Below are 25,382 nucleotides of genomic sequence, written 5' to 3'. Positions count from 1 at the left end.
ACTTCGGCGGCGGGCGATGTGTCGGGCCAAGCCTATTGTCCATCGACCTTCAGACCCGCCAGTCCAAACGCTCGGGCGGCGGCCCGAGATTGGGCGGAACCCGCTCCGGGTCGGACAGGTCGACGGTCCGCACCGGTTCCGGGGACTGCCTGCCGTCGACCCCGTTCGACGTCTGGGGCGTGTCGGCCCGCACGGTCCCGCCCGGCGGCACGATCCGGGGTCCGACCTCCGGCGGACGCCGTCCGTCCCCCGGACCCCCGGCGGTGCCGTCGGTGACACCACTGTGCCCGACACCCCCGCCCGAACCTGTGTTCCGGGAGCCCTCCACCGTGGCCAGAGTGGCCGTGGACAGGGTGAGGATACCCGGGTTGGTGTCGGCGACGACCGGGCCGTCGGGGGCCAGGACCAGAGCCGCGGTGTGCGGCAGCCCCCGCAGCGCCTCGGCGTCCAGTCCGCTGGTGCGAACGTCCGGTCCCTCCTGCACCCCGATCCGGACGGGGGTGTCGGCTCCCTCGGCCCGGGCGGTGGCACGCCCCCAGGCCGTGGCGGATCTCACATGACGGACCAGGTCGAGCGGGGCGACCGCGGCGGCCGCGTTGCGGATGAGGGCGCCGGACTCGGTGTGCGGGGAGGGGAAGAGGGGTTCCCCGTCGACGCTCTCACCGGGTTCGGAGCCGTCCGGCCCGACGGCCGGCCCGGCCACCTCGTCACCGATCACCTCGGTGAGCCGGTGCAGTTCCAGGCGCCGGGGGTCCGCCGCTCCCCCGGCGGCGGCGGCGACCGCCCTCCCGACCTCCTCGGCCCCGTCCGGTTGGCGCATCACGACCGGCAGACAGGCGGGGTCGGTGAAGCGTTCCAGGGCTGCGGGCACCGCGGTGCCAAACATCAGGACCACCTCCACCCCGCCCTCCGCGGCGGCGCCGAGAACCTGGTCCACCTCCTCGTCGGGGAGCGTCTCGGCCCCGCAGACGACCACGCTGCGGGTCCGGCCCGGCCCGGCTCCGCGTCCCCGGCCGCCGGCCGGGGACGGCTCGGGCGCGCGGGTCTCCAGCAGCTCGCTGAGCGCGGCCACGGCGTAGGTCCCGTAGACACGGGCCGCGGACCGCCCCGAGGCCCGGTCCGTGGAGATGATCTTGACCTGTGCGTAGGCGCCGTCGTCGGCGCGGGTACCGACCGCCTCGAAGGGGCTGAGCCGGTTCTCCAGCGCCCAGGCCCGCTCGCGCACCCCCGGGTCGTCGGCGCAGCGGGCACGGACCCGGAGGCGCTCCTCCCGGGTGAGCAGGGCCAGGGCCGGGTCGTCCTCGGCGGCGTCCTCCTGCGGGGTCACCAGGGCGCGCAGCCCCCCGATGAGCCGGGCGATGCCCACACCGGGACCGAGCACCTCCAGCAACCGCAGCAGCAGGGTCTCGTCGGCGTCCACGTCCTCGATCTGACCGGAGGCGGCGGCCACCGCGGAGAGGATCCGGGCGCGCTGACCGGCGTCCAGGTTGGTGCCCAGGGTCATCCTGGGCAGGTCGGCCGGGAGCACCCACCGGCGGGGCTCCACCGCGCAGCGCCGGGCCAGGTTGACGAGTTCACGGGCGACGGAACGGCCGGTGAGGTCGACGACGGTGAGGTCGCCGCCCTCCCGGAGCCGGGACACCCCGATGGTGGTGAGCAGCGCCGACCAGCCCGTGTCGGTGCCGCCGACCACGAGCACCGCCGAGGTCCCGGAGGGCACGGTCAGCCCGTACCAGCGCGGCTGGGCCTCGTAGGCGCGCGCGGCGGCCTGCCACTCGGTGTACCGGTGCGCGTGTCGGCGCTGCTGTTCGTGCAGGACCCGCTCGCGTTCGGCCCGATCCTCGGCCAGCCGCTCCTCGGCCCGGGCGAGCCGGTCGGCCATGACCTGCCGGCTCTGCACGAGGGCGAAGACCACCGGTGCGGCGATCGCCGTACAGGCCAGCACCCCGCCCAGGGCCAGGCTGCCCGGCAGGATCCGCAGGTTCCACAGCAGCGGGAAGGCCAGGGTGAGGAACCCGAGCCCCGCCAGGGTGAAGTAGAGCGGCCGGTTGGTCCGCGCCTCGCTGTCGAGCTGTCCCGCGACCCACTCCTCGCTGAGCGCCTCGGAGTCCGCGGGCGCGGGGCGGCGCGGGGCGGGGCCCGGCGGCGGAAGCACGATCCTGTGCCGCCAGCCGATGTAGGTGCGTCCCGTCTCGCCCCGGGGCGTGCTGGCCGCGGTCGCCGACGACCGTGGTGTGGGCACCGTCCGAACACCTCCTGACCGGCGGGAGAGAGGAACCGCCGGGAATCCTTCACGCGGGGCTCCGGCCACCGGATCGGGGGTCGGGGACTGGGATCGGCTCCCGGCGTGCTTACCGCGGGCCAGCCGTGCCGGAGTCGGGCACCGGGGCGCCCGGCCGCTCCGAACGGCATGACCTTGATCATCAGTGAAGCAGGGCCGTCCACCGCTTGCCAGCCCCAACCGCCGCCTGTGGAAAACTCATCGTCCCGAACCCGCACGGAACCCCGCGGCGGTGCCGGTGTCCGGCGGCATCCGTTCGGGCACGGGAACAGGGCGATCGAGGCCGACGAGGCGCTCGCCGCCCGGGGCCCGGACGCCGGGTCCGGCAGGTCCGCGGCACCGGGGAGGGAGGGGTCGGGGTGAACTGGTCCGAGCTGGCCGAAACGGCTCTCAACGTACTGCTGACCATCGCTGCGACGGGGGTGTTCGTGTGCACGGTGGCGGACGTGGTCCGGAACCGGCAGCACGGGCGTGCGCCGTTCCGGGTGGCGGGATCCGCGAGAGGTTTCGGACCCGGTCAGCACCTCGACGAACGCCGACGTGAGGGGATCGGCCCGCACATCGCACAGCGCCACCGGCGTGCCGAACGCTTCATCCGGCGGTGAGCCCCGCGGACCCGGGACCGGCCTCCGAAGGCCCGGAGAAACGGCACGGCGCCGGCGCCGGACGGATCGTTCCGTCGGCACCGGCGCCGTGTGCGCTCGGTGGTGTCAGCCCTCAGCGGCTCGACCCCGTGCGGTCAGGCCTGGACCTGGATGTCGATGACCTTGCCGACCTCGGCAGTGACCGGGTACTCGCCGGTGAAGCCCTTGGAGGCCAGCACCCGCACCTTCCAGGCGCCGTCGGCCGCGAAGAAGCGGAAGGTGCCCTCGTCCCCGGTGGCGACCTCGCCCACGAAGTCGTCGGACTCGTTCAGCAGTCGGGCGTAGGCGCCGCGCAGGGGCTGGCCGTCACGGGTCACCGTGCCCTGGATGACCGCCTGGTTGCCGGCGTCGACGTCGGCCAGGGCCACGCCGCCCTCGGGTGCTCCGCAGCTGTCGCTCACTTGGCCTCCGCCTCTCCGAGCTCGACCGGCACGCCCACCAGGGAGCCGTACTCGGTCCAGGAACCGTCGTAGTTCTTCACGTTCTCCAGCCCGATGATCTCGTGCAGGGCGAACCAGGTGTGCGAGGAGCGCTCGCCGATACGGCAGTAGGCGATGATCTCCTTGTCGAGGTCCACCCCGGCCTCGGTGTAGAGCTCGCGCAGCTCGTCGGCGGTCTTGAAGGTGCCGTCCTCGTTGGCCGTCTTGGCCCACGGGATGTTGCGCGCGGTCGGGATGTGGCCCGGGCGCTGCGAGGTCTCCTGCGGCAGGTGCGCGGGGGCCAGCAGCTTGCCGGTGAACTCGTCGGGGGAGCGGACGTCGACCAGGTCCTTGGCGCCGATGGCGTCGACGACCTCGTCGCGGAAGGCGCGGATCGAGGAGTCCTGCTCCTTGGCCCGGTACTCGGTGGCGGCCCGCTCCGGGACCTCCTCGACGAGCTCGCGGGAGTCGAGCTCCCACTTCTTGCGGCCGCCGTCCAGCAGGCGGACGTTCTCGTGGCCGTAGAGCTTGAAGTACCAGTAGGCGTAGGCGGCGAACCAGTTGTTGTTGCCGCCGTACAGGATGACCTGGTCGTCGTTGCCGATGCCCTTGGCGGACAGCAGCTTCTCGAAACCGGTCCGGTCGACGAAGTCCCGGCGGACCGGGTCCTGGAGGTCCGTCTTCCAGTCGATCTTGACGGCGCCGGGGATGTGGCCCTTGTCGTAGGCGGACGTGTCCTCGTCCACCTCGACCAGAACGACGTTGGCGTCGTCCAGGTGAGCCTCCACCCAGTCGGCGTCCACAAGGACGTCGGAGCGGCTCATGGGGAACCTCCTGTGTTTGAAGTGCGGTGTCGCGTGTGCGGTCGGTGCGTCGCGTTCCGGGAGGCGGTGCCCGGAACAGGGGTTTCAGGCGGCTTCCCCGCAAGGGGGCGGCAACCGTCCGGTTACCGTTCACCTCCGGCGCGGGCCGGGCGGCGAGGGGAAGCACTACGCGTTGGGAAGGGCGGTTGCGGCGGCGATCCGTTCGGGCACGTGACCGGGCGTCCTCGGCGGTCTTCGGGGCGCGGACATCCAGGAGAACCGTCCGTTGGAGGTCGGAGGGCCGTTCGTGGGAGCCGGTGTCCCGGAGACGTCGTCGGTCATCCGGCCGTGTGCTCGGAGAAGGTCCGGTCGCACGTCAGCGAGCGGGGGCTCGAAGGGCCCCCGTCCGCCCTAGGGACACGGACAGAGCGCGGCGGCGACGCGGCAGAAGTCCACCGCACGTCGCTTCGTCAGATACGCGCTCGTCAAGGAAGTCACGTCCCAGACGCTACAGGCCGGACCGCACTCTTGTCACTGGTGGCCTGGATCACAAGACGGTTGTCTCATTCCGTGAGACGGCGGATCCGGTGCCACAGGCCCGGGCGCAGGCCCCGGCAACGGCTCGCCCCGGTCGGCCGGTCCGCACGTCAGAGCACCGCTTCGCCGAGCGCCGCGATCACGTCGGCCTTGCGGGGTTGGCCCTGGGCGCGGCGGACGACCCGGCCGGAGGCGTCGAGCACGAACACCGTGGGGGTCCCGAGGATCTCCAGGCTCCGCACCAGGTCGAGCCTGGACTCGGCGTCGACCTCCAGGTGCGCCACACCCTCGACCATGTCCGCCACCTCCCCCAGGATGCGGCGGGTGGCCCGGCAGGGCTGGCAGAAGGCGCTGGAGACCTGCACGAGGGTGGCCCTCGCGCCCAGCTCGGCGCCGAGCACGTCGGCGCCGAGCCGTTCGGCGTCCGGTCCCATCAGGCGGCCTCGGAACCCATCAGGGGGACGTCGTTGCCGGTACCGGTGACCTTGAGGCCGCTGGAGGTCGCCTCCATGTCCGTGACGGTCAGCCCGAAGGGCAGGCTGGGCACCTGGGCGCTGAAGGTCAGCATGCCCGCGACCGCGCCGCTGACGTCGATGGGGGCGTCGCCCACCTGGATGTCGACCGGGGTGACGGAGAGGTTGTCGCCGTCGACGGTGAACTCGCCGCCCGCGGAGACCGGGGCGCTGATGCCCAGCTCGGGGATGGCCAGCTCGCCGCTGATGCGGGGCTCGCCGTCCTGGGTGCTGATGGTCATGCCCTCGGGCAGGTGCGGGTTGAAGTAGGCGTAGGGGACCACGAAGGAGCCGTCGACCCGGCCCGCGGTCACCGTGGGCTGGTCCATGAGGTCGCTCAGCGGCGCCTCGACGTCGGAGGCGGTCGCGTCGACCCTCTCGACCGTCACCCCGCTCATGGTCGCGCTGGCCGCCCGGATGTTGACCTCGGTGTAGGTCCCGCCGACCACCTGCGGGAGGAAGGCCCAGCCCTCGATGGACACCTCCGGTTCCTCGGACATCTCCATCTGCTGGGCCAGGCGCTCGGCCAGGGTGTTCTGCGCGAACGAACGCGCCCCGACGTCAGCCGCCACCACCAGCACGGCGAGAAGGATCAGGAGGACGACAAGAAATTTACGCATCGGAATCCCAGCACACTTTCTTTCGCTCCGGCGCGCCTGTCGGCTGGGTCATCCGGCCGGTCTCGGTCACACGCCAACGGCACCCGACGGGTGCCGGTCATGAAAAACCCGTAGGGAAGGTTACTTCACCCCGGATGGGACGCAGGCGGCCCGGACTCGGTTGCGTCCGCGGGGCGGGTCCCGGCGGCGGCGGAGGAGGCCCCGGCCCGCGCCGGGGTTCGTGCACCGCGGAACCGCTGCTAGCGGGGCATCAGCATGGCGGCGAGGCCGTCGTTGGCCGCGGCGCCGGAGAGGGAGAGCTCGATCACGTTGGTGGCCACCACGTGCCTGGACAGCAGGCGGGTGAACTCCATGGTGTGCGGCTGCCGCTCGTGCTCCTCCTGGGCGAGCTCGTCCCGGTAGATCGCGTAGACGATGCGCTGGAGGGGCGCGCTCGGCACGGTGTGCGCGGCGAACAGCAGGGTGTCCGGCTCACGCTTGGCGACCTCCGCGACGACGGCGTTGGCGAGCTGGTCGAACCCGTCCCCCTGCCCCTCGCCGAGCGTGTAGATCGTGATGACGCCGCGCAGCTTGGCGGGCGGAGCCGTGGGCGCGTCCCCGTAGAGGTCGTCGTAGGGGTCGGCGTTACGGCGCTTGCGGCGCACGGGCTGCTCCTGGGGTTCGTCGTCGAGTTCGTCGAGATCGTCGTCTTCGTCGTCGTACTCGTCGTCGTAGTCGTCATCGTCGTAGGGGTCTCGACGCGGCCTGGCCGCCAACGCCCCGGCACCCCAGAGGGAGGAGACCGCGCCGAGCATCAGCAGCGGGCCGAGGGCGCCCAGCCCCGCGCGGCCGACCACGACGGACAGGAGCACGCTGAGGACGAGCAGGCCCAGCACCGCCAGGTCGGTCGTGCCCGGGCCACGGGTCCCGCGCCGCAGGACGGCGACGAACACGAGGACGAGAAGGAGCGCGGCGAAGCCCTGCGCGCCGTTCACCAGCGCGCGGGGGATCAGGTCGTAGTGCGCGCCCAACGGCGGGAAGGCCGCGTCGAACCGGCCGCTGATCCGGTCGACGCTCAGCACCACGAGGGGGACGATGGTCAGGGCGCTCATGAACAGGCGCACGGTGAAGCGGCCGTTCGGTGAACGGACGGCGTACTCGAAGGCGCCCCAGGCCACGAAGAGCGGACCTGTCAGGCTGATACCGATGTGCAGCAGCCGGAAGGTCAGTTCCCCGAAGTCGAACAGCACACCGATCACCGCGGCGCTGAGTCCGACGGTGACGCCCAGGGCGGCGACCAGCCAAGCGATCGCGGAGACACTGGGGCGGCGCTGGGCATACGCGGTCAGCGCGGCGGTGGCGCTCCAGCCCACCAACGCGCTTATGAATGTCAGTCCTACCGTGACCATCTCGACAATGATGCTGCACGCCGACGGGTGGATATGCACAGCGTGCACTTTTGGCGGGACAGTCTCAGGGAAGATCCCGCAGAGTGGAGGCCAAACCCGGGTTCGACACTGTGATCTTCCTCACCCGTCCTGACGCTGTCGTACAGCGACCCCACCGGACCCGCGGGTGGTCGTAGGCTCGCAGTACGCGGGGAGCGCCACCCCGGACACCGGAGGGCCGCCTCCCCCACCCAAGCCAGGAGAGAACCGTGTCACACGACGCCGTTTCCCCGAAGCCGGTCGGCCCCGGAGCCGCTTTCTTCGACGTGGACAACACACTGATGCGCGGCGCGTCGATCTACCACTTCGCCCGCGGCCTGGCCTCCCGCGACCTGTTCACCACCCGTGACCTGATGCGGTTCGCCTGGGGGCAGACGGTGTTCCGGGTGACCGGCAGCGAACAGCCCGAGCACATCAACGCCGCGCGTGAGGCGGCGCTGGCCTTCGTGGCCGGACACGACGTGGACGACCTGGTCAACCTGTGCGAGGAGATCTACGACGACACCATGGCCAGCCGGATCTGGGAGGGCGCCCGCGCGCTCGTGCAGGGGCACCTGGACGCCGGACGGCCGGTGTGGCTGGTCACCGCCACACCGGTGGAGCTGGCGGAGATCATCCGCCGGAGGCTGGGGCTCACCGGCGCACTGGGGACCGAGGCGGAGAGCATCGACGGGGTGTACACGGGACGGCTCAACGGCGACCTGCTGCACGGCCCGGCCAAGGCCGTGGCGGTGCGCGCACTGGCGCGGAAGGAGGGGTGGGACCTGGGGGCCTGCTCGGCCTACAGCGACTCCTCGAACGACCTCCCGCTGCTCTCCCAGGTGGGTGACCCGCACGCGGTCAACCCGGACGGGGACCTGCGCCGGTACGCGCGCGCCCACGAGTGGCCGGTCCACGACTTCCGCAGGCACCGGGCGGCGCTGAAGGTTGCCCTGCCCGCCGCCATGGCGGGCGCCGTCGCCGGGGCCGTGGCGATGCGCGCGGTCAGGCACCGAAGAGCCCTCAGCACGCACTGACGGAGCTCCGGCCGGTGAGGCCGGACGAACACCCGGCGAGGGGGTTCGCGGCCCCTGTGCGCCTCGGAGGCGCCGCCTAGCGGCCGAGTGTGGCGCGGGCCAGGGCAAAGACGTGGACCGGGCGCAGCCCGGCGCCGCGAGGAGAGCCGCCGCGGCTGTGCGCGTAGGCCTCGAACGCCTCGACCGAACTGTAGGAGGGCACCCAGTCCAGGGCGCTGTACAGCGGTTCCGGGTCCAGCCTGGACGCGGTCAGGCCGGCGCCCGCCGCACGGGCGGCGCTGGAGCTGGCGTAGTCGATCCGGCCGTGCTTGGCCACACCGCGCAGCACCCTGAGGCCGCGTGCCGGGACCGGGAACCGCTGGCCGCCGATGCGGCGCAGGCAGTGCGAGAGCGGGACGGCGTCGGCCGCCGAGACGTCGAAGGAGCCGGTCCGGTCGCTGAGCGCCATCCGCACCAGCGCCTCGGCACCGTCGTCCTCGTGCAGGAACTGCACGCGCGGGTCGCGGCCCATGACGGTGGGCACGACCCGGGAGTCCATGTACCGGGTGAGGGGGGTGTCCACGGACGGTCCGATGAGGTTGGCGAACCTGAGAACGGCCACGGACAGGTCCGGGCGGCGGCGCTGGAGGCCCTGGGTGTGCCGTTCGACCTCAGCCGCGTCGTCGGCGTCCAGGGTGGCGCTGGAGCGCACCACCAGGCGTTGGACCGTGGAGGAGCGCTGGGCGGCCCCCAGGACCCTCATGGTGCCCAGGAGGTCGTCCTCCCGGTTGGGGCCCTTCAGCGTGTCCAGGCCCAGATGCAGGACCAGTTCGGCGCCGGACTCGGCGACGATCCGGTCCAGGCTGCCGTCGTGCAGGTCGACGTGCTGGTACTCGACCCCCGTGGTCCCGCTCGGCGGCGGGGCGGAGTCCGCGCCGATCACCCGGTGCACACCGGGCTCCTTGCCGAGGGTCTGGGCTACCCCGGCGGCGAGGGGGCTGGACACCCCGGTGACGAGTACGACACGAGCCATGGCGACACGTTCCTTGGAAGGAGACGGTGGTTGTCCGGTAGGCCCGCGGACCGTTCACCCGCATGGGGTGAACCGGCTACCGCGACCCGTGAAACACAACAGTGGTTCACCCAGAAAATTCCGTTGCTCCGGCGGATGCCGGGCAGGGAAAGTGAAGTATCTCCGCGCCCGGGGCGTGCCTTGGCCCGCCCTCGCCCGCGGAGAGACGACGTACGCCGCGAACGGTCCTACTTCTTGTTGCGACGCGCGACACGCGTGCGCTTGAGCAGCTTGCGGTGCTTCTTCTTCGCCATCCGCTTACGGCGCTTCTTGATGACGGAACCCATGGGATCACCTTCTCGCTGACGAGTGAGTACGGACATGCCGAACCACCGGTGACGAACACCTGCTGGTTCGGATGCGGTTGCTGGGCTCGCTCGGGCACACGCGCGCACGACGCGGGTGGCCGGTGCGACCGGGGCGGACCCCGGGGAGGACGACGCTCGCAAGACGCACGTCTACCGCACCCGTGGCCCAAGCTTACCGCTACGGGCAACCGGAGCGGGTCACGCCCCGGGAAGGGACGGACCGCCACCGTAGAGCACGGCGGCCGGTTCCGCGTAGCTGACGCTGACCAGCTTCTGATCGGTGAAGGTCAGCGACGTGACACTGGCCAGGTTACATTCGCGCTGGTCGGGACGGTGCCACAGGCGCTTGCTCTCGGCCGCGCGACGGGCCGTCCAGATCGGCAGCTGGTGGCTGACGCACACGGCCTCACGGCCCCAGGCAGCCCGGCGGACGGCCTTGATGACCGCGACCATTCGGTCAACGATCTCCTGGTAGGGCTCGCCCCAGGACGGTTTGAAGGGGTTGTAGAGCCGTCTGAGGACCTGGGGGTCGCGCACGGACCTCGCGGACAGCGCCATCCCCTCGAACTTGTTGTCCGACTCGATGAGCCGGTCGTCCAGGGTCACCGGGAGGTCGAACGCCTTCTGGAGCGGGACGGCGGTCTCCTGGGTGCGGTCCAGCGGCGAGGAGAACAGGGCCGCGACGTCGTGCCCCTCGAACCAGTCGGCGGCCATCTCCGCCATCTGCTGGCCCCGGTCACTCAGGTGGTAGCCGGGAAGTCGCCCGTAGAGGACCCTCTCCGGGTTGTACACCTCGCCGTGCCGGAGCAGGTGAACGACGGTGGTCGTGGTCATCGTGACAGCTTTCTGGCTGGAGTCAGGACTTTCTCTCGGGGCTCGGGCATCGGATCAGCCCCGGTCCTGGGCACGCGCCGCGGCCCGCGCGGCCGCGGGCAGAGCCGCGACCACCCTGTCGACGGCGGCCTCGTCGTGCGCCGAGGAGAAGAACCAGGCCTCGAAGGCGGCGGGCGGCAGGTAGACGCCCTGTTCGAGCATGGCGTGGAAGAACGCGGCGAACACCTCGGTGTCCGTGGTGCGGGCACTGTCGAAGTCGGTCGCCTCCCGGTCGGTGAAGAAGACCGTGAACAGATTGCCGCCGCTCTGGAGGCGGTGGGTCACGCCCTCGGCGCTGAGCGCCTTGGCGACCTCGTCCTGCACCCGGACGGAGACCTGGTCGATGTGCGCGTAGACCTCGGGGGTGGCGCCGCGCAGGGTGGCCAGACCGGCCGCCGTGGCCAGCGGGTTCCCGGACAGGGTGCCCGCCTGGTAGACGGGGCCGTCCGGGGCGAGGCGGTCCATGATCTCGGCGCGGCCGCCGAAGGCCGCGGCGGGAAGCCCGCCGCCCATGACCTTGCCGAAGGTCATCAGGTCGGGGGCAACGCCCTCCAGGCCGTACCAGCCGGAGGCGCTGACCCGGAAACCGGTGAGGACCTCGTCGAGGATCAGCAGGGCGCCGTTGGCGTGCGCGATCTCCTTGAGCCGGGCGTTGAACCCGGCCTTCGGCGGGACGACGCCCATGTTCGCGGGGCAGGCCTCCGCGATGACGCAGGCGATGTCGTCGCCGTGCTCGGCGAAGGCGCGCTCGACGGCCTCGGTGTCGTTGTAGGGCAGCACCAGGGTGTCGGCCGCGCTGGCCCCGGTGACGCCCGGGGAGTCCGGCAGGGCGAACGTGGCCAGGCCGGAACCGGCGGCGGCCAGGAGCGCGTCGACGTGGCCGTGGTAGTTGCCGGCGAACTTGACGATCTTGCTCCGCCCGGTGAACCCGCGGGCGAGGCGGATCGCGGACATGGTGGCCTCGGTCCCGGAGTTGACCAGACGGACCTTCTCCACGGGGGTGCGCTCGACGATCAGCTCGGCGAGTTCGACCTCGCCGGGGGTCGGAGCGCCGTAGGAGGTCCCCGCGGCGACGGCACCGTGCAGGGCCTCCACCACGGAGGGCTCCGCGTGGCCGAGGATGAGCGGTCCCCAGGAGCAGACGAGGTCGACGTACTGTCGGCCCTCGGAGTCCGTGAGGTAGGGCCCCTCGCCCTTGACGAAGAACGGCGGGGTGCCGCCGACGGCCCCGAACGCGCGCACGGGCGAGTTCACACCGCCCGGAACGACGGCGGACGCCCGCTGGAAAAGCTCTGCTGAAGTCTGTTGAGTACCCACCTCACCAGTGTGTCAGCTGTCCCCGCCACCGTGACCGTGACCCGCCCCGCATGAGCTCCGACCAGCACACGGGCCCCGCCCCGCCGAGCGGCGGCTCGGCGGGGCGGGGTGGCCCGGTCCCGGACCGGCAGCGCCGGGGGGCGGGGGTCAGGGGTCCCGGGGGTCAGGCGCTGCTGTGGGCCTTCTCGCGTATCTGTTCGATCTCGGGACCGGGACCGGGACCGGGGGCCGCCCGGGCGCGGAGCAGGGGGCGGAGGCGGTCGTTCTCGGCGAGCCGGTCGACGAGGAAGGCCGTCGGCCGGGCTGCCAGCAGGCAGACCAGGGTGGCGACGGCGGCGCCGACCAGGAGGCCGACGGTGACGTCATGCGGGTAGTGGACGCCGACGAGGACCCGGGAGAAGGCCTCCAGGACGGCGAAGAGGACCGCGGCCACGGCGAAGCGGCGCCAGGCGATGATGACGGCGGCGGCCGCGGCTCCGGCGACGGCGGCGTGGTTGCTGGGGAAGGACCAGTCGCCGACGGGGTCGCAGGTGGCGATGGTGCTCAGGTCGGTCATGGCCTGGCAGGGCCGCAACTGTTGGAAGAACGACTTGACCGTCACGCTGGCGAAGTAGGCGATGACGGTGGCGACCGGGGCCAGGAGTGCCAGACCGACCAGGCGGGAACCGGCGGATCGGGCACGCCACCAGGCCATGAGGAAGAGGAGCGCGAAGACGCCGAGGAACAGGTCGGTGCCCCACTGGGCGGCGGTCCGCGCCCAGGGGTCGAGTCCTTCGGCGAACTCGATCACCGCACGTGACCAGGCGGCGCTGATGGCGAAGATCTCGGAGACCATCTCTCTCCATTGGGGTCGTACGGGGAGAAGGGTCGCTCGGGCAGCAGGGGGAGGGCTGGGCGACGCCCCGGTGACGGGACTCCCACGAATGAATGACGGGAAGGTCCTCATCCTGTCATCTGCCCGAGCCCGAAAGGGACGCGAAAGCGCGATCCCGACCAAAGAGACGGGGACCATCGACCAAGGAGACACGCGGCCCCGCTCGGAAGGCATCGTTCTACCAACAAGTAACTTTGGCCTGGTCCACCCGTTCCCTCCGCAGGGCCCCGGGCCCTGCTCACAGACCGGAGCTGTCATGGCCACGAACTTCACCACGGCGGACCTGATCGACGACCACGGCGACACCCTGCGCAGCTGCTCCACGCAGTTCCGGCAGTACGGAGGGCGCGAAGTGTTCTCCGGGCCGATCCGCACCGTCCGCTGCCACGAGGACAACGGGCTGGTCAAGCAGCTCCTCAACTCCCCCGGCGAGGGCGCCGTCCTGGTCGTGGACGGCAACGGGTCCCCGCGCAGCGCGTTGATGGGGGACATGATCGCCGAGGCCGCCGTGCGCAACGGCTGGGCCGGGGTGGTCATCAACGGCGCGGTCCGCGACACCGTCGCCCTGGGACGGCTGGAACTCGGGGTGAAGGCCCTCGGTTCCAACCCCCGCAAATCCCTCAAGGACGGCGCCGGCCGCCAGGACGTCCCGGTCACCTTCGGCGACGTCACCTTCGTCCCGGGCGAGTGGCTCTACAGCGACCACGACGGCGTCGTCGTCAACGCCTCGATGCTCTAGGTTCCGCGGACCTGGTACCGCGCCACTGGGCCCCGAGGGCGCCGACCGGCCCTGCGCCGACCGCCATCACGGTGGCGGCGCGGGCCGGTGTCCGACCTGTATCCACCACCTCCCGGCGGCCCGTCCGCTACGTTGGAACCGCCGAAGAGGTGAGAGGAACGCCCTGCCCGCCGGACCTGCGACGACCGGACAGGACAGCGGAGAACACCGCGGCTGCGTCCAGCAGAACCGCCCGGGCCGCGCCCTCGGGCCGGGATTGCACGTGCTCGCCGTCAACGACCGGCTCCGCGGTGTGTCGCCCCGGTCCTCACCAACACGCCTGGCGCGGCGCAGCAGCACAGCGACACGATCGAAGGGTTCGCGTGAACGTACTGGTGATCCTCGCTCTGGTGGCGGGATTCGTTCTGTTGGTGGCCGGAGGTGAGTCACTCGTCCGCGGCGCGGGTTCGCTGGCGCGGACCCTGGGGATGTCCTCACTGGTCGTGGGTCTGACCGTGGTGTCATTCACGACCTCGGCCCCGGAACTGGCGGTCAGCACCGACGCCGCGCTCTCGGGGTATCCGGGGCTGGCCGTGGGCAACGTCGTGGGCAGCAACATCGCCAACATCCTGCTGGTGCTCGGGGCGTCGGCGGTGTTCGCCCCCCTGGCGGTCAACTCCCAGGTCGTCCGCGCCGACATCCCGGTGATGGCGGCGCTGTCGGTGGCGGTGCTCCTGATGGCCCTGGACGGAGACCTGGGCCGGTTCGAGGGTGCTCTGCTGTTCGCGATCCTGCTGGTCTACGTCACCGTGACGGTGCTCGTCTCACGGCGGCGGTCGGCGCCCGGTCCGGTCTCCGTCCGGGTGGGCGCCGACAGCTCCGGCCCGGTTACGGGCGGGCCGTTCCGGGCCGCCCCGAAGACGAAGTCGGTCCTGCGCGACCTGGTGCTCGTGGCCCTGGGCGCGGGCCTGCTGGTGGCGGGGGCACGGCTGCTGGTCTACGGGGCCAGCGCGATCGCCACGGCGCTGGGGGTGAGCGACCTGCTGATCGGGCTGACCGTGGTGGCGGTCGGTACGTCCCTGCCCGAACTGGTGACCTGCGTCGTCGCGGTCATGCGGGGCGAACGCGACATGGCGGTGGGCAACATCGTGGGCAGCAACGTGTTCAACATCGGCGCGGTCCTGGGAATCACCGCCATGGTGTCCCCCGTGGGGATCGCCGTCGCCCCGGCGGCCCTGCGCTTCGACCTGCCGATCATGGTGGCGGTGGCACTCGTGCTGCTGCCCATAGCCGTGACCAGGCTGGGCGTGGCCCGTTGGGAGGGCGCGCTGCTCGTCGGCTTCTACGCGGCCTACATCACCTACCTCGTCGTGCAGGCCACCGACCACGCGTTCCTGGAGCCCTTCAGCGCCGCGATGCTGTGGTTCGTCATCCCGATCACCGCGGTGTGGCTGGTGGCGGTGATGGTCTACGAACTGAGCGCCCACCGCCGCGACGGCAAACCCGAGACCGCCGTGTCCCCCCGCGACGGTTCTCCCTGACCCCTGAGGGCGCCTGACCGCGGGGCGCCCCACGTGCCGGTGCGCTCACCCGGTCCACGCGGATCCGGAGGCCGACCCGTCCGCCACCAACCGGGAGATCGCCCGCGCGCTGTTCGTCACCGGGGCACGGCCAGGAACCACGTCACCAGCATCCTGCGCAAACCGGACCTGCGGGACCGCACCCGGCTGGCCCCGTGGGTCAACGAACGCGGGAGCCGGGAAACCCGGAGGCGGCCCTCAGACCGCGAACTCCTCGCTGGCGTCGCTGAGGATGTCCAGGACCGCGATGGGGTCGGGGAGCACCACCGCCCCCTCGACGTCGCGCGGGGTCCGGATCCAGGTGACGTGTCCGCCGGAGGGCAGGGCGGAGGGCGCACCGAGGACGAAGCTGTCCCGGCAGTGCCAGCGCAGGCCGGGCATCTCCTCGACGGCCTCGGGGACGCAGTCCAGGTGGCAGGACCACCACTCGTCCTCGTCCGTCGGGGAGCGGGTGGCGACGAAGAACAGGTAACGCGAGTCCAGGGAGGCGACCGGGCCCGCCGGGACCCCCGCGCGTCCCATCCTGGCCAGGGCCATCACACCGGCCTCGCGGGGTACGTCCAGGACGTCGAAGACCCGGCCGGTGGGAAGCACGATGTTGGTCTGCGGGCTCGCCGTCCACCACCGGCGGATCGTCTCCGCGTCGGTGCTGGCCTCCACCCCCCAGGCCGCGGTGACCGGGTGGGCGGCCGGGTCGGGGCAGCCCATCCGGTCGCACGTACACGCCCGGTCGCCGCCCGGGGCCGCTCCCCGGACCACGGGCCAGCCCAGGCCCGCGTAGCGCAGCGCCGACTCCAGCATGCTGTCCGTAGCGTGGCGTCGTTTCCGTCGGTACAGCACGTCGGCCATCAAGACTCCCCGGTCGTCATCGGTGCGGACGCGGCCGGCCGGTTGGCCCAGCGCCCGGCGGCCGCGACCGGGACGGGGCCTGGTCGCGTCAGCGAAGCAGTCGGGCCGCCTCGGTGGCCCAGTACGTGAGGATCTGTTCGGCCCCCGCGCGCCGGTAGGAGGTCAGGGTCTCCAGGATCGCCCGCTCCCGGTCCAGCCACCCCTTCTCGGCCGCCGCCTCGATCATCGCGTACTCACCGCTCACCTGGTAGGCCGACACGGGTACGGGGGAGGACTCGGCGACCTTGGCGACCACGTCGAGATAGGCCAGACCCGGTTTGACCATGACCATGTCGGCGCCCTCGGCCACGTCCAGGGCCACCTCGCGCAGGGACTCGCGGACGTTGGCCGGGTCCTGCTGGTAGCCGGACCGGTCACCGAACTGAGGCGCGCCCTCGGCCGCCTCGCGGAAGGGGCCGTAGAACACGGAGGCGTACTTGGCCGCGTAGGCCAGGATCGGCACGTGCGGGAACCCCGCCCGGTCCAGAGCCGCGCGGATCGCCCCGACCTGGCCGTCCATCATGCCGCTGGGCGCGACCACGGCGGCTCCGGCCTCGGCCTGGGCGACGGCCACGGACGCGTACCGCTCCAGGGTGAGGTCGTTGTCGACGTGCCCGCTCTCCTCCAGCGGCCCGCAGTGGCCGTGGTCGGTGTACTCGCACAGGCACAGGTCGGCCATCACCACGATGTCGTCGCCGACCTCGGCGGACAAATCGCGCAGGGCCACCTGGACGACCCCGTCCGGGTCGTCGGCCTGCGTCCCCACGGCGTCCTTGTGCTCGGGGATCCCGAACAGCATCAGTCCGCCGACCCCCGCCTCGACCGCCTCACGGGCGGCCTTGCGCAGGCTCTCCCGGGTGTGCTGCACCTGGCCGGGCATCGAGGAGATCGCCACCGGCTCGGTGAGCCCCTCCTTGACGAACAGCGGCAGGATGAGGTTCTCCGGGAGCACCCGCGTCTGCGCGACCAGACGGCGCAGCGCCGGCCCTCGGCGCAGGCGGCGCGGCCGGGCGACGGGGAACTCGGCGTCGTGTCTGGCAGCGGTCATCTCGGGGCTCCCGGGTGTTCGGGGTGTTCGGGGTGGTCGGGTCAGAGCTTGCGGCGGCGGCCGCGGCGCTTCTGGCTGGGCTTGAGGACGGGCTTGCCCGCCTCGATCGCCTCCTTGCGCTTGGCCGCACCGTACTCCGAAAGCGCCTCGGCGAGGGCGGAAACCGAGGCTTTCGGTGCCACGACGTCGACGCGCAGGCCGAACTCGATCGCGGTCTTCTCGGTCTCCGGGCCGATCACGGCGATGGCGGTGGTGTTGTGCGGCTTGCCCGCGATCCCCACCAGGTTGCGCACCGTGGACGAGGACGTGAAGAGCACGGCGTCGAAGCCGCCGCCCTTGATCGCCTCGCGGACCGGCTGGGGCGGGGGCGCGGCGCGCACGGTGCGGTAGGCCGTGACGTCGTCGATCTCCCAGCCCAGGTCGGTGAGCCCGGCGGCCAGGGTCTCGGTGGCGATGTCGGCGCGCGGCAGCAGGACCCGCTCGATGGGGTCGATCTCGGCGTCGTAGGGCGGCCAGACCTCCACCAGCCCCTTGCTGGACTGGACGTCCTCCGGGGGCTCCAGGTCGGGCTGGATGCCGAAGTCCCGCACGGCCCGCGCGGTGGCCTCACCGACCACGGCGACCTTGACCCCGGCGAAGGCCCGGGCGTCCAGGCCGTAGGACTCCAGGCGCTCGCGGATGGCGCGGACGGCGTTCACGGAGGTGAAGGCGACCCACTGGTAGCGGCCGGTCACCAGGCCGCGGACGGCGCGCTCCATCTGCTGCGGGGTGCGCGGCGGTTCCACCGAGATGGTGGGCACCTCCTCGGGCACCGCGCCGTATCCGCGCAGCTGGTCGGAGAGGGCGGCGGCCTGCTCCTTGGTGCGGGGCACCAGGACGCGCCAGCCGAACAGCGGCCGGGTCTCGTACCAGGAGAGTTCGGGCTGGCGGGCCACCGGGGCGCCGACGATCATCGTCGCGGGCGCCGTGACGTGGTGGTTCTTCGCGTCGGTGGACTTGAGTTCGGCGACCAGCCGGGCCAGCGTCGAGGTGACGGTGGTCTGCTTGGTGGTGCCTCCGGCCCGCACCACCGCCACGGGGGTGGTGGCGGGGCGCCCGCCCGCGACGAGGGTCTTGCACACCACGTCGAGCCCGGGCCCCTGGTGCTCGGGGGCCTCCCCCGCGGGGGCGTCCGCGCCCAGGATCACCAGGGGCGCGTCGCTGGCGGCGGCCTCCTGCCAGTCGACCTCCGCGTCTCCGCGGGGGCGGGCGTGCAGGACGCGCACCTCGGCCTGGCCGTCGGCGAGCAGGGAGATGCCGCCGAAGGTCGGGACGGAGGTGATCGAGGAGACGCCCGGGGCGACCTCGACCTCCACCCCGGCCTCCTTGCAGGCGGCGACCAGTTCGGCACCGCGGCAGCCGAAGAAGGGGTCCCCCGAGTACAGGCGCACGACGCGCTGCCCGTCGCGGGCGCGGGTGACGGCGAGGGTGTTGATGTCCCCGCCGCACTCGGCGGCCTCGACCACGGTGACGTCCGGCGAGCAGTGGGAGAGCAGTTCCTGGCGGAAACCGGCGAGTTCCTCGGCGGCGGGCTCGCGCAGGGTGATGACCACGTCGGCGCGGCGCAGCAGCTCGGCGCCGCGCAGGGTCAGCAGGTCGGCCCCGCCCGGACCGGAACCGACCAGGGCGACGTGACCGGGCACGCGCGCGCGGCGACGCGGTTCCTCCGGCTGGGGGCTGGCGTTGGCGTTCACGTACTGGCTCCTCGTGTGTGGGTCGCCTGCGCCCCGGGACGCGGGCTCCGGGGCGGTGACGGTGCGGCGGGGGCGACCCGCTCTGGTGTTCCCCCGTGCGGCTGAGGTGCTGCCCGGGTCGTTCTCCGGCTGTCTAGGGTGTGTCCCTCTCCGCGAATGCCTCGGCGACGATGCGGTCGGCGCCCTCGGCGATCATCTGTCGGGCCAGGTCCCGTCCCAGGGCGACGGCGGTGTCGAGGTCCCCGGGCGAGTCGAGGTCGATGGTGCGTTCCCGGCGCACGGCGGTGGCGCCGTTGGTGGCGACCACGGCGGCCCGCAGGCGCAGGCGGCCCTCGGTGTACTCGGCGTAGGCGCCGACCGGCGCGGCGCAGCCCGCTTCGAGTTCGGCGAGCACGGTGCGTTCGGCGACGACCTCGGCGCGGGTGGGCGCGTGGTCGACGGCGGACAGGTAGGCGAGGTCGGCGTCGGCCCGCTCGGACCGGCACTCCACGGCCAGCGCGCCCTGGCCGGGCGCGGGCAGCATCTGCTCGGGCTCGAAGACGTCGGTGACGTCGTCGCGGCGGCCCACGCGGCCCAGACCGGCGTAGGCCAGGACCACGGCGTCGAGTTCGCCGGAGGAGACCTTGCCCAGGCGGGTCTCGGCGTTGCCGCGGATCGGCAGGTAGACCAGGTCGGGGCGGAGCGCGGCCAGCTGGGCGACGCGGCGCGGGGAGCCCGTGCCGATCCTGGCCCCGGCGGGCAGGTCGGCGAACTTGAGGCCGTCCCGGGCGCACAGGGCGTCGCGGGGGTCGTCCCGCTCGGGGATGGCCGCGAGGACCAGACCCTCGGCGGGGGTGGTGGGCAGGTCCTTGAGCGAGTGCACCGCGAAGTCGATGGTCCCCGCGACCAGCTCGTCGCGCAGGGCGTTGACGAACACCCCGGTGCCGCCGAGCTGGGTCAGGTGGGCCTTGGTGACGTCGCCGAAGCTCGTGATGAGCTCCAGTTCGATTCGCTGACCGGTCCGCTCGGTGATCGTGTCGGCGACCCCCTGGGACTGGGTGGTGGCCATGGTGCTGCGGCGGGTGCCGAGCCTGGCGGGTGTGGCGGTCATGCCTTCTCCTGTGCGGGCCGCGCGGCGGCGACGGGCCGCCCCTGGTCGGCCACGGTCTGCGGGGACTGCGGGTCGAGGTCGAACAGTTCGCGCAGGGCGGCCTCGTAGGACTCCCCGTCGGGGGCCGCGGCCAGTTCCTTCACGCGGACGGTCGGTCTGTGCAGGAGCTTGTCGGCGACACGGCGCATGGCCCGGCCGATCTCCTCACGGGTGCGCTCGTCGAGGTCGTCGGGCAGACGGCCGTGGAGGCGGGAGAGCTCGGACTCGACGACGTCGCGGGCCTGGGCGCGCAGGGCGACGACGGTGGGGGCGACCTCGTTGGCGCGGCGGACCGAACGGAACTCGTTGACCTCCTCGTCGACGATCCCGCGTACGAGGAGGAGGGCGTTGGAGCGCCCGCCCGCGGTGTCGGCGCCGGTCGCGGCGGCCTGGCGGAGGTCCTCGATGTCGACGAGGCGGATCCCGGGCCGGTCGCGTACGGCGGGGTCGATGTCGCGGGGCAGGGCCAGGTCCAGGAAGACGAGGGGGCGGGTGCGCCCCTCGGTCGCGGCGGCCACCGCGTCGGCGGTGAGCACGAGCCCCTGGGCGCCGGTGCAGGAGATGACGAGGTCGACCCCGTCGAGCGTCTCGGCCGCCTCGGCGAAGGGGACGGTGCTCGCGTGCACGGTGTCGTACGCCTCGTTGAGGCACTCCGCGAGGCGTGCCGCGCGCTCGTGGGTGCGGTTGGCGACGATGACCGTCCCGGCGCCCTGGCGGGCGACGGTGTTGGCGGACAGCGCGCTCATCGAACCGGCTCCCAGGACCAGCACGCGGGTGCCGGTGAGCGGACCGGCGGGCAGGTCGGCGCTGAGGGTGCGGGAGGCTGGCCCGTCCACTGCGGTCCGCTCAGCGGCGCTCGGCTCAGCTGGAGCGCCCCGGTCGGACATGGGGCAGCCCGCGGGCGGGGTGACGTCGGCCGCGGGGATGCCCGGGTTCGGGGTAGGGGGAAGGAACTGCGCCGGAGGCGGCGTTTGAGGGTGGTGGCGGGCGACGGGTCGGGCGAGGCCGCGTGCGGCGACGGTGAGGCCGAAGCTGACCATGTCGGCCCCGGCGTGGTCGAGGTGGGTCTCGGTGTGGGCGCGCTTGCCCACGCGCAGGGCGCGCTGGCCGAGGTCGTTGAGGACCCGACCGACCGAGCCCGTCTCCTGGCCCTCCTTGAGGGAGTCGCGCACCTGGCCGAGGATCTGGCCCTCGCCGACGACCATGGAGTCGAGGCCGCAGGTGACGGAGAACAGGTGCTGGACCGCGCTGTCCTCGTAGTGCACGTAGAGGTGCTCGGAGAGTTCACCGAGGGTCACCCCGGTGTGCCAGGAGAGGAGTTCGGTGATGGCGGCCACCCCGGCGTGGTAACCGGCGACGTCGGCGTAGACCTCGGTGCGGTTGCAGGTGGAGACCACCATGACCTCGTTGACCGCGTCGGAACCCACCATCTCCCCGACCGCGTTGGCACGCGTCTGCCCGTTCAGGGCGACGCGTTCGAGCAGCGCCACCGGCGAACTCCGATGGCTCAACCCCAGGGCCAGGACACTCATCCGCACTCCTATGCAGGCACTATGTCTCTCCATGTTCGGGTACGGCCGGGGTCCCCCGCCGTCAGCCCCCCGAAACGCGGCGTACGCTCGCTCTTCGCCACCGCTTCACGGGCCCCGGGACCGTTGGTCCGGGCCCCGCCCGCCTCATGTCACTTCCAGTCCCATCCGTTCCGCCTGGCCGTCGCCGTCGGCCCTGCGCTGTGCGTGGAAGGCGAGGATCTGGAGTTCGATGGACAGGTCGACCTTACGCACATCGACCCCGTCCGGCACATTCAGCACGACGGGGGCGAAGTTGAGGATGCTGGTCACCCCCGCCTCCACGAAGCGGCTGGCGACGCCCTGGGCCGAGCCGGCCGGTGTGGCGATCACACCGATGGACACGCCCTTGGAGCGCACAACCTCCTCCAGGCTGTCAATATGCCTCACGTCCAGCGACGCCACGGTCAGGCCGACCACGTCCGGGTCGGCGTCGAGCAGGGCCGCGATCCGGAAGCCCCGGGTGCCGAAGCCCCCGTAGTTGGCCAGTGCGCGTCCCAGGTTCCCGATGCCGACGATGGCCACGGACCAGTCCTGGGTGAGACCAAGCTCACGTGATATCTGGTAGATGAGGTACTCGACCTCGTAACCGACCCCGCGGGTCCCGTAGGACCCCAGATGGGACAGGTCCTTGCGGAGCTTCGCCGAGTTCACTCCGGCGGCGCCGGCCAACCCCTCGGAGGAGACGGTGGCGGTGCCGCGGCCCTGGAGGGTCTGGAGGGCTCGGAGGTAGACCGGAAGTCGGGCAACGGTGGCCTCCGGGATTCCCCTCTCCCGGGGCCGAGGCGGACGACTGGTCACAGGCGGGTGCTCCTGGGCGGCGGTCGGTTCGGGCGGGTACGGGAGCACGCGCGGTTCCTGTGCAGAACACCGCCGCCGCACGGGCTTCCCCGCCCTGCTGATTCTGGGAACCCCAGATTACGTGCTTGTGAAAGCATGCACAAAGTGGGGTCCCATGTGACACCCCAGGGATGGGTTCACACAAATAGGACATCGGAAGACCCGGCCGAAACGAGAGATCACACCTTCCGTATTCCGAACGGACGGAAAGGGAACCGTGCCTTTCGCGGACGTGCCACCGCCGGTCCGGGCACCGCTCCGCACCCGGACCCGGGGCCGGACCGCGCGGGTCCACGGGGCCGCACCGGCTCAGGGGGACAGCGCCGCGCGCAGGCGCCCCTCCGACACCCGCCAGAAGTCGTGACGGCGCCCGTCGACGAAGGTCACCGGGATCTTGTCCCAGTACTCCTCCCGGTCCGCCTCCGGCACCGACCCCAGATCCTGTTCCGCCCGGTCCGCCCCGAGCTCGTCCGTCACCCGCTCGATGACCGACCACGCCTCCTCGCACAGGTGGCACCCGGCCCTGCCGAGCATGACCACGCGCGCCTTTTCCGACCACGCAGGGGTTTCCGCCATGTTTCGCTCCGATTCCGTCACGCTTTCCGGCCCCTCATCCGCCCGCGAAGGGCGGTAGGACCTCGATCACAGTCCCGTCCGCGACCGCGACCTCGCCATGTGCCCTGCGCCCGACCGGCTGCTCGTCCACCAGGAGGGAGGAAGCCCCCAGCACGCGCAGGAAACGGTCGTCGGGGTGCAGGTGACACGCCGCTTCGAGAGCCGCCGCGAGGGTGTGCGCATCGACGGTCTCCTCAGCTGTTCCAGCGGCCTCCTTAGCGGAAGCCCAGTACCGGATAGTGCACTTCGCCATCTGTTGATTATCCTTGGAGTTGCTCGGAGGCGACGTATTAAACAATCTTCACCGGGGGCAATGGCGCCTTCGATCGCCCGTTACACGCGGGCCGACGAGAAGAGACGCATGAGCCATCTGCTGCTACTGACGAACTCGAACGAACCGTCCGACCACGTTCTTCCCGCCCTCGGACTCCTCCTGCACTCGGTGCGGGTGGCGCCCGCGGAGGCCGGAGCCCTGCTGGCCTCCGGGGCCGGCGGAAACTCGGGCACCCCGGTTGACGCCATTCTGGTCGATGCCCGGACCGACCTGGCGGCGGCCCGCAACTTCTGCCGTCTGCTCGACACCACCGGGCTGGACTGTCCGCTGCTGGTCGTGCTCACCGAGGGCGGCGTCGCGGCGCTGACCCCGGACTGGCAGGTGGACGACTTCGTCCTGGCCACCGCCGGACCCGCCGAGGTCGAGGCCCGCCTCCGCCTCGCCGTCGGTTCGGCCGACGCCGGGGCCGACGACCCGGACGAGATCCGCCGCGGTGACCTCGTGATCGACGAGGCCACCTACATCGCCCGCCTGCGCGGACGCATCCTCGACCTCACCTTCAAGGAGTTCGAACTGCTCAAGTTCCTGGCGCAGCACCCCGGCCGGGTGTTCACCCGGGCGCAGCTGCTCCAGGAGGTCTGGGGCTACGACTACTTCGGCGGCACCAGGACGATCGACGTCCACGTCCGGCGGCTGCGCGCCAAACTGGGCTCGGAGTACGAGTCGCTCATCGGAACCGTCCGGAACGTGGGTTACCGCTTCGTCCCGGACGCCAAGGCGGCACCGGCGGCGAACACTGCGGGCGACCCGGCGGAGCAACTGCCCGCGGCCCGTTCCGCTGAGGCCGGGACCACGTAACGGCCCGGGCCCGGCACCGCCGGTCACGACCACCCCGGGGCGCCCGCGTTCGCGCGAGGGCGCCCCGGAGTCCTTCGTCGAGATCATTACCTCCCGAAGAGTCCGATTCGCCCCCGGCGGACAGGCGATTCCAAAACCCAGCGCGCTCGCTCTCGTACTCCGCGTTCACACGCTCTAAGATCGTTGACGCACCCGACGGACGGGGCATGGCAGGCGCGGCGGAGCCCTGCGTCCGGGTGCGGTCCGAGCCGCAATGGCGCGTCACCGGAGGAGTGAGATCGCACCGATGCCGTCCCCCGCCACCCCCGCCCCGCACAGACCCCGCCTGCTCAGAGTCATCGGTGCCGCCTTCGTCGGCTCCACACTGATCGCCGTGATGGCGCCCGCGCACGCCGACCCGGTCGCGGCCTCCCTCGCCTTCGACCGCCCCGCCGAGACCGTCGAGGCGGGCACCAAGCTCGCGCCCAACCCCCTCACTGTGACCAACAACAGCGGCGAACTGACCCTGTGCCTCATCGGCCTGGACGTTGCGGCCTCCGACTTCCGCAGCGAGGGCTTCCCTGCCGGGGCCGAGGTCGCCCCGGGCGCCAGCCTCCCGCTCGGCACGGTGGACGGACCGGCCCGCCAGACGGTCGACGTGGTGGCGACCCTGGCCTACGCGTTCGCCGACGCCGAGAGCGGGTGCGTCGGCGCCGAGGCGGACGAGTACGCCGCCGCCACCTGGTCGGTCCAGGTCACCGAGCCCACGCCTTCCCCCTCTCCCTCTCCCACGCCGACGCCGACCCCGCCTCCCACCAAGACCCCCAGCCCGTCGCCGACCGACCCGCCGACCAAGACCCCCAGCCCGAGCCCCACCGAGAAACCCACCAAGACCCCCAGCCCGTCGCCGACCGACCCGCCGACCAAGACCCCCAGCCCGAGCCCCACCGAGAAACCGATCAAGCCCTCCAGCCCCACACCGTCCCCGCCCTCCCCCACGGAGTCGGAGTCGGGGACGCCCACACCGAAACCGTCACCGACCGCTGACACCACCGACAAGGAGTCGAACGGCAGGCCCGGCGACGGGGGTTCGGGCAACAGGAACTCCGGCAACGACCGAACCCCCTCGAACGACTCCGGCCGGTCGCCGCGCTCGAACGTCAGCAGTGCGCCCACCAGCAGCGCGAGCATCCCCACGCTCCCACGCGAGGAGGCCGAGCTCCCCGACCTCGCCCCGGGCCCGGCCGAGGACCTCGCCGAACTCCCGCTGGTCACCCCCAGCTCCGAGGAGGACGAGGACACCGAGACCGAGATCGCCGCGGACCACACGGACCTCGGCCCCTCGGTCACTCCAGCGGTCCTGCTCGCCGCGTTCCTGCTCGCCCTGCTGCTGGCCACCCCGCTCGCCCCCACCCGCAGGGTCCGGGTCGGCGGCGGCTACCAGGGCAGGCGCCGCAAGGGCTGACCGGC

26 protein-coding genes and 1 pseudogene are annotated in these 25,382 nt (G+C 72.2%); 7 read left to right on the top strand and 20 right to left on the bottom strand.

From position 1 onward, the window contains the following. Positions 1–49: 49 nt before the first annotated feature. Complete coding sequence (locus AC0VYD_RS02250; protein WP_475478348.1) at positions 50–2,242, bottom strand: hypothetical protein; 2,193 nt, start codon at positions 2,240–2,242, stop codon at positions 50–52. A gap of 398 nt (positions 2,243–2,640) precedes the next feature. On the opposite strand from AC0VYD_RS02250, the gene AC0VYD_RS02245 reads away from it, so the two are divergent. Then, positions 2,641–2,886, top strand: a complete 246-nt coding sequence (locus AC0VYD_RS02245; protein ID WP_475478347.1) for a hypothetical protein — start codon at positions 2,641–2,643, stop codon at positions 2,884–2,886. Between the two features lie 134 nt (positions 2,887–3,020). On the opposite strand, the gene AC0VYD_RS02240 is transcribed toward AC0VYD_RS02245, so the two are convergent. The 6 genes from AC0VYD_RS02240 to AC0VYD_RS02215 form a co-directional block, all read right to left on the bottom strand. Continuing rightward, complete coding sequence (locus AC0VYD_RS02240) at positions 3,021–3,326, bottom strand: DUF1416 domain-containing protein (protein WP_191275302.1); 306 nt, start codon at positions 3,324–3,326, stop codon at positions 3,021–3,023. Next, positions 3,323–4,168 carry a sulfurtransferase gene (locus AC0VYD_RS02235; protein ID WP_191275304.1) on the bottom strand — a complete coding sequence of 282 codons (846 nt, stop codon included), beginning with the start codon at positions 4,166–4,168 and terminating at the stop codon, positions 3,323–3,325. Before AC0VYD_RS02235 ends, AC0VYD_RS02240 begins: the two co-directional genes overlap by 4 nt. A gap of 390 nt (positions 4,169–4,558) precedes the next feature. Next, complete coding sequence (locus AC0VYD_RS02230; RefSeq protein ID WP_355267795.1) at positions 4,559–4,645, bottom strand: putative leader peptide; 87 nt, start codon at positions 4,643–4,645, stop codon at positions 4,559–4,561. A 149-nt stretch (positions 4,646–4,794) separates the two neighbouring features. After that, positions 4,795–5,118 (bottom strand): TlpA family protein disulfide reductase, encoded by a 324-nt coding sequence (locus AC0VYD_RS02225; RefSeq protein ID WP_475478346.1) that lies wholly within the window; start codon positions 5,116–5,118, stop codon positions 4,795–4,797. Beyond that, entirely contained in the window at positions 5,118–5,816 is a 699-nt protein-coding gene (locus AC0VYD_RS02220; protein ID WP_475478345.1) for an LmeA family phospholipid-binding protein, read from the bottom strand. Before AC0VYD_RS02220 ends, AC0VYD_RS02225 begins: the two co-directional genes overlap by 1 nt. Before the next feature lie 239 nt (positions 5,817–6,055). Then, positions 6,056–7,204, bottom strand: coding sequence for a putative quinol monooxygenase (locus AC0VYD_RS02215; RefSeq protein WP_475480157.1), 1,149 nt, complete (start codon positions 7,202–7,204; stop codon positions 6,056–6,058). 248 nt (positions 7,205–7,452) lie between these two features. On the opposite strand from AC0VYD_RS02215, the gene AC0VYD_RS02210 reads away from it, so the two are divergent. Then, positions 7,453–8,259, top strand: a complete 807-nt coding sequence (locus AC0VYD_RS02210) for an HAD family hydrolase (protein ID WP_475478344.1) — start codon at positions 7,453–7,455, stop codon at positions 8,257–8,259. A 76-nt stretch (positions 8,260–8,335) separates the two neighbouring features. On the opposite strand, the gene AC0VYD_RS02205 is transcribed toward AC0VYD_RS02210, so the two are convergent. From AC0VYD_RS02205 to AC0VYD_RS02185, 5 genes are all read right to left on the bottom strand, one after another. Further along, entirely contained in the window at positions 8,336–9,271 is a 936-nt protein-coding gene (locus AC0VYD_RS02205; RefSeq protein WP_475478343.1) for an NAD-dependent epimerase/dehydratase family protein, read from the bottom strand. Between the two features lie 227 nt (positions 9,272–9,498). After that, complete coding sequence (locus AC0VYD_RS02200) at positions 9,499–9,597, bottom strand: 30S ribosomal protein bS22 (RefSeq protein ID WP_013155353.1); 99 nt, start codon at positions 9,595–9,597, stop codon at positions 9,499–9,501. A gap of 219 nt (positions 9,598–9,816) precedes the next feature. Continuing rightward, entirely contained in the window at positions 9,817–10,452 is a 636-nt protein-coding gene (locus tag AC0VYD_RS02195; RefSeq protein ID WP_475478342.1) for a histidine phosphatase family protein, read from the bottom strand. A 54-nt stretch (positions 10,453–10,506) separates the two neighbouring features. Next, the gene (gene hemL, locus AC0VYD_RS02190; RefSeq protein ID WP_475478341.1) at positions 10,507–11,808 is read right to left on the bottom strand and encodes a glutamate-1-semialdehyde 2,1-aminomutase; all 1,302 of its coding nucleotides are present in this window, start codon (positions 11,806–11,808) and stop codon (positions 10,507–10,509) included. Between the two features lie 163 nt (positions 11,809–11,971). Next, a complete protein-coding gene (locus AC0VYD_RS02185) occupies positions 11,972–12,643 on the bottom strand; it encodes a phosphatase PAP2 family protein (protein ID WP_475478340.1) in 672 nt (223 codons plus the stop codon). Positions 12,644–12,938: 295 nt separating this feature from the next. Between AC0VYD_RS02185 and rraA the strand changes: the two genes are divergently transcribed. The 3 genes and pseudogenes from rraA to AC0VYD_RS02170 form a co-directional block, all read left to right on the top strand. After that, on the top strand, positions 12,939–13,421 hold the full coding sequence (gene rraA, locus AC0VYD_RS02180; protein ID WP_475478339.1) for a ribonuclease E activity regulator RraA: 483 nt from the start codon (positions 12,939–12,941) through the stop codon (positions 13,419–13,421). A 362-nt stretch (positions 13,422–13,783) separates the two neighbouring features. Then, complete coding sequence (locus AC0VYD_RS02175) at positions 13,784–14,941, top strand: calcium/sodium antiporter (protein WP_475478338.1); 1,158 nt, start codon at positions 13,784–13,786, stop codon at positions 14,939–14,941. Between the two features lie 82 nt (positions 14,942–15,023). Then, positions 15,024–15,151: pseudogene (locus AC0VYD_RS02170) on the top strand (LuxR C-terminal-related transcriptional regulator); the annotation flags it as partial. A gap of 27 nt (positions 15,152–15,178) precedes the next feature. Here the strand turns inward: AC0VYD_RS02170 and AC0VYD_RS02165 are convergent. From AC0VYD_RS02165 to AC0VYD_RS02130, 8 genes are all read right to left on the bottom strand, one after another. Next, positions 15,179–15,781: a bifunctional DNA primase/polymerase gene (locus AC0VYD_RS02165; protein ID WP_191275694.1), complete on the bottom strand. Its 603-nt coding sequence runs from the start codon at positions 15,779–15,781 to the stop codon at positions 15,179–15,181. Between the two features lie 136 nt (positions 15,782–15,917). Next, positions 15,918–16,916: a porphobilinogen synthase gene (gene hemB / locus AC0VYD_RS02160; RefSeq protein ID WP_475478337.1), complete on the bottom strand. Its 999-nt coding sequence runs from the start codon at positions 16,914–16,916 to the stop codon at positions 15,918–15,920. A gap of 41 nt (positions 16,917–16,957) precedes the next feature. Then, the gene (locus AC0VYD_RS02155; protein WP_475478336.1) at positions 16,958–18,649 is read right to left on the bottom strand and encodes a bifunctional uroporphyrinogen-III C-methyltransferase/uroporphyrinogen-III synthase; all 1,692 of its coding nucleotides are present in this window, start codon (positions 18,647–18,649) and stop codon (positions 16,958–16,960) included. A gap of 133 nt (positions 18,650–18,782) precedes the next feature. Further along, positions 18,783–19,739, bottom strand: coding sequence for a hydroxymethylbilane synthase (hemC, locus tag AC0VYD_RS02150; protein ID WP_475478335.1), 957 nt, complete (start codon positions 19,737–19,739; stop codon positions 18,783–18,785). Continuing rightward, positions 19,736–21,310, bottom strand: a complete 1,575-nt coding sequence (locus AC0VYD_RS02145) for a glutamyl-tRNA reductase (protein ID WP_475478334.1) — start codon at positions 21,308–21,310, stop codon at positions 19,736–19,738. The genes hemC and AC0VYD_RS02145 overlap by 4 nt, the downstream gene beginning before the upstream one ends. 144 nt (positions 21,311–21,454) lie before the next feature. Further along, complete coding sequence (locus AC0VYD_RS02140) at positions 21,455–22,147, bottom strand: redox-sensing transcriptional repressor Rex (protein ID WP_475478333.1); 693 nt, start codon at positions 22,145–22,147, stop codon at positions 21,455–21,457. Between the two features lie 348 nt (positions 22,148–22,495). After that, positions 22,496–22,762 (bottom strand): glutaredoxin family protein, encoded by a 267-nt coding sequence (locus AC0VYD_RS02135; protein ID WP_475478332.1) that lies wholly within the window; start codon positions 22,760–22,762, stop codon positions 22,496–22,498. A gap of 34 nt (positions 22,763–22,796) precedes the next feature. Further along, entirely contained in the window at positions 22,797–23,054 is a 258-nt protein-coding gene (locus AC0VYD_RS02130) for a MoaD/ThiS family protein (protein WP_473036928.1), read from the bottom strand. A gap of 108 nt (positions 23,055–23,162) precedes the next feature. On the opposite strand from AC0VYD_RS02130, the gene AC0VYD_RS02125 reads away from it, so the two are divergent. Both AC0VYD_RS02125 and AC0VYD_RS02120 read left to right on the top strand, forming a co-directional pair. Then, a complete protein-coding gene (locus tag AC0VYD_RS02125) occupies positions 23,163–23,933 on the top strand; it encodes a winged helix-turn-helix transcriptional regulator (protein WP_475478331.1) in 771 nt (256 codons plus the stop codon). A gap of 286 nt (positions 23,934–24,219) precedes the next feature. Further along, positions 24,220–25,377: a hypothetical protein gene (locus AC0VYD_RS02120; protein ID WP_475478330.1), complete on the top strand. Its 1,158-nt coding sequence runs from the start codon at positions 24,220–24,222 to the stop codon at positions 25,375–25,377. Positions 25,378–25,382 lie beyond the last annotated feature (5 nt).

The sequence above is a fragment of the Nocardiopsis sp. iso_40 genome, from assembly GCF_056173285.1.
This window is presented reverse-complemented; position numbering and strand designations above follow the sequence as displayed.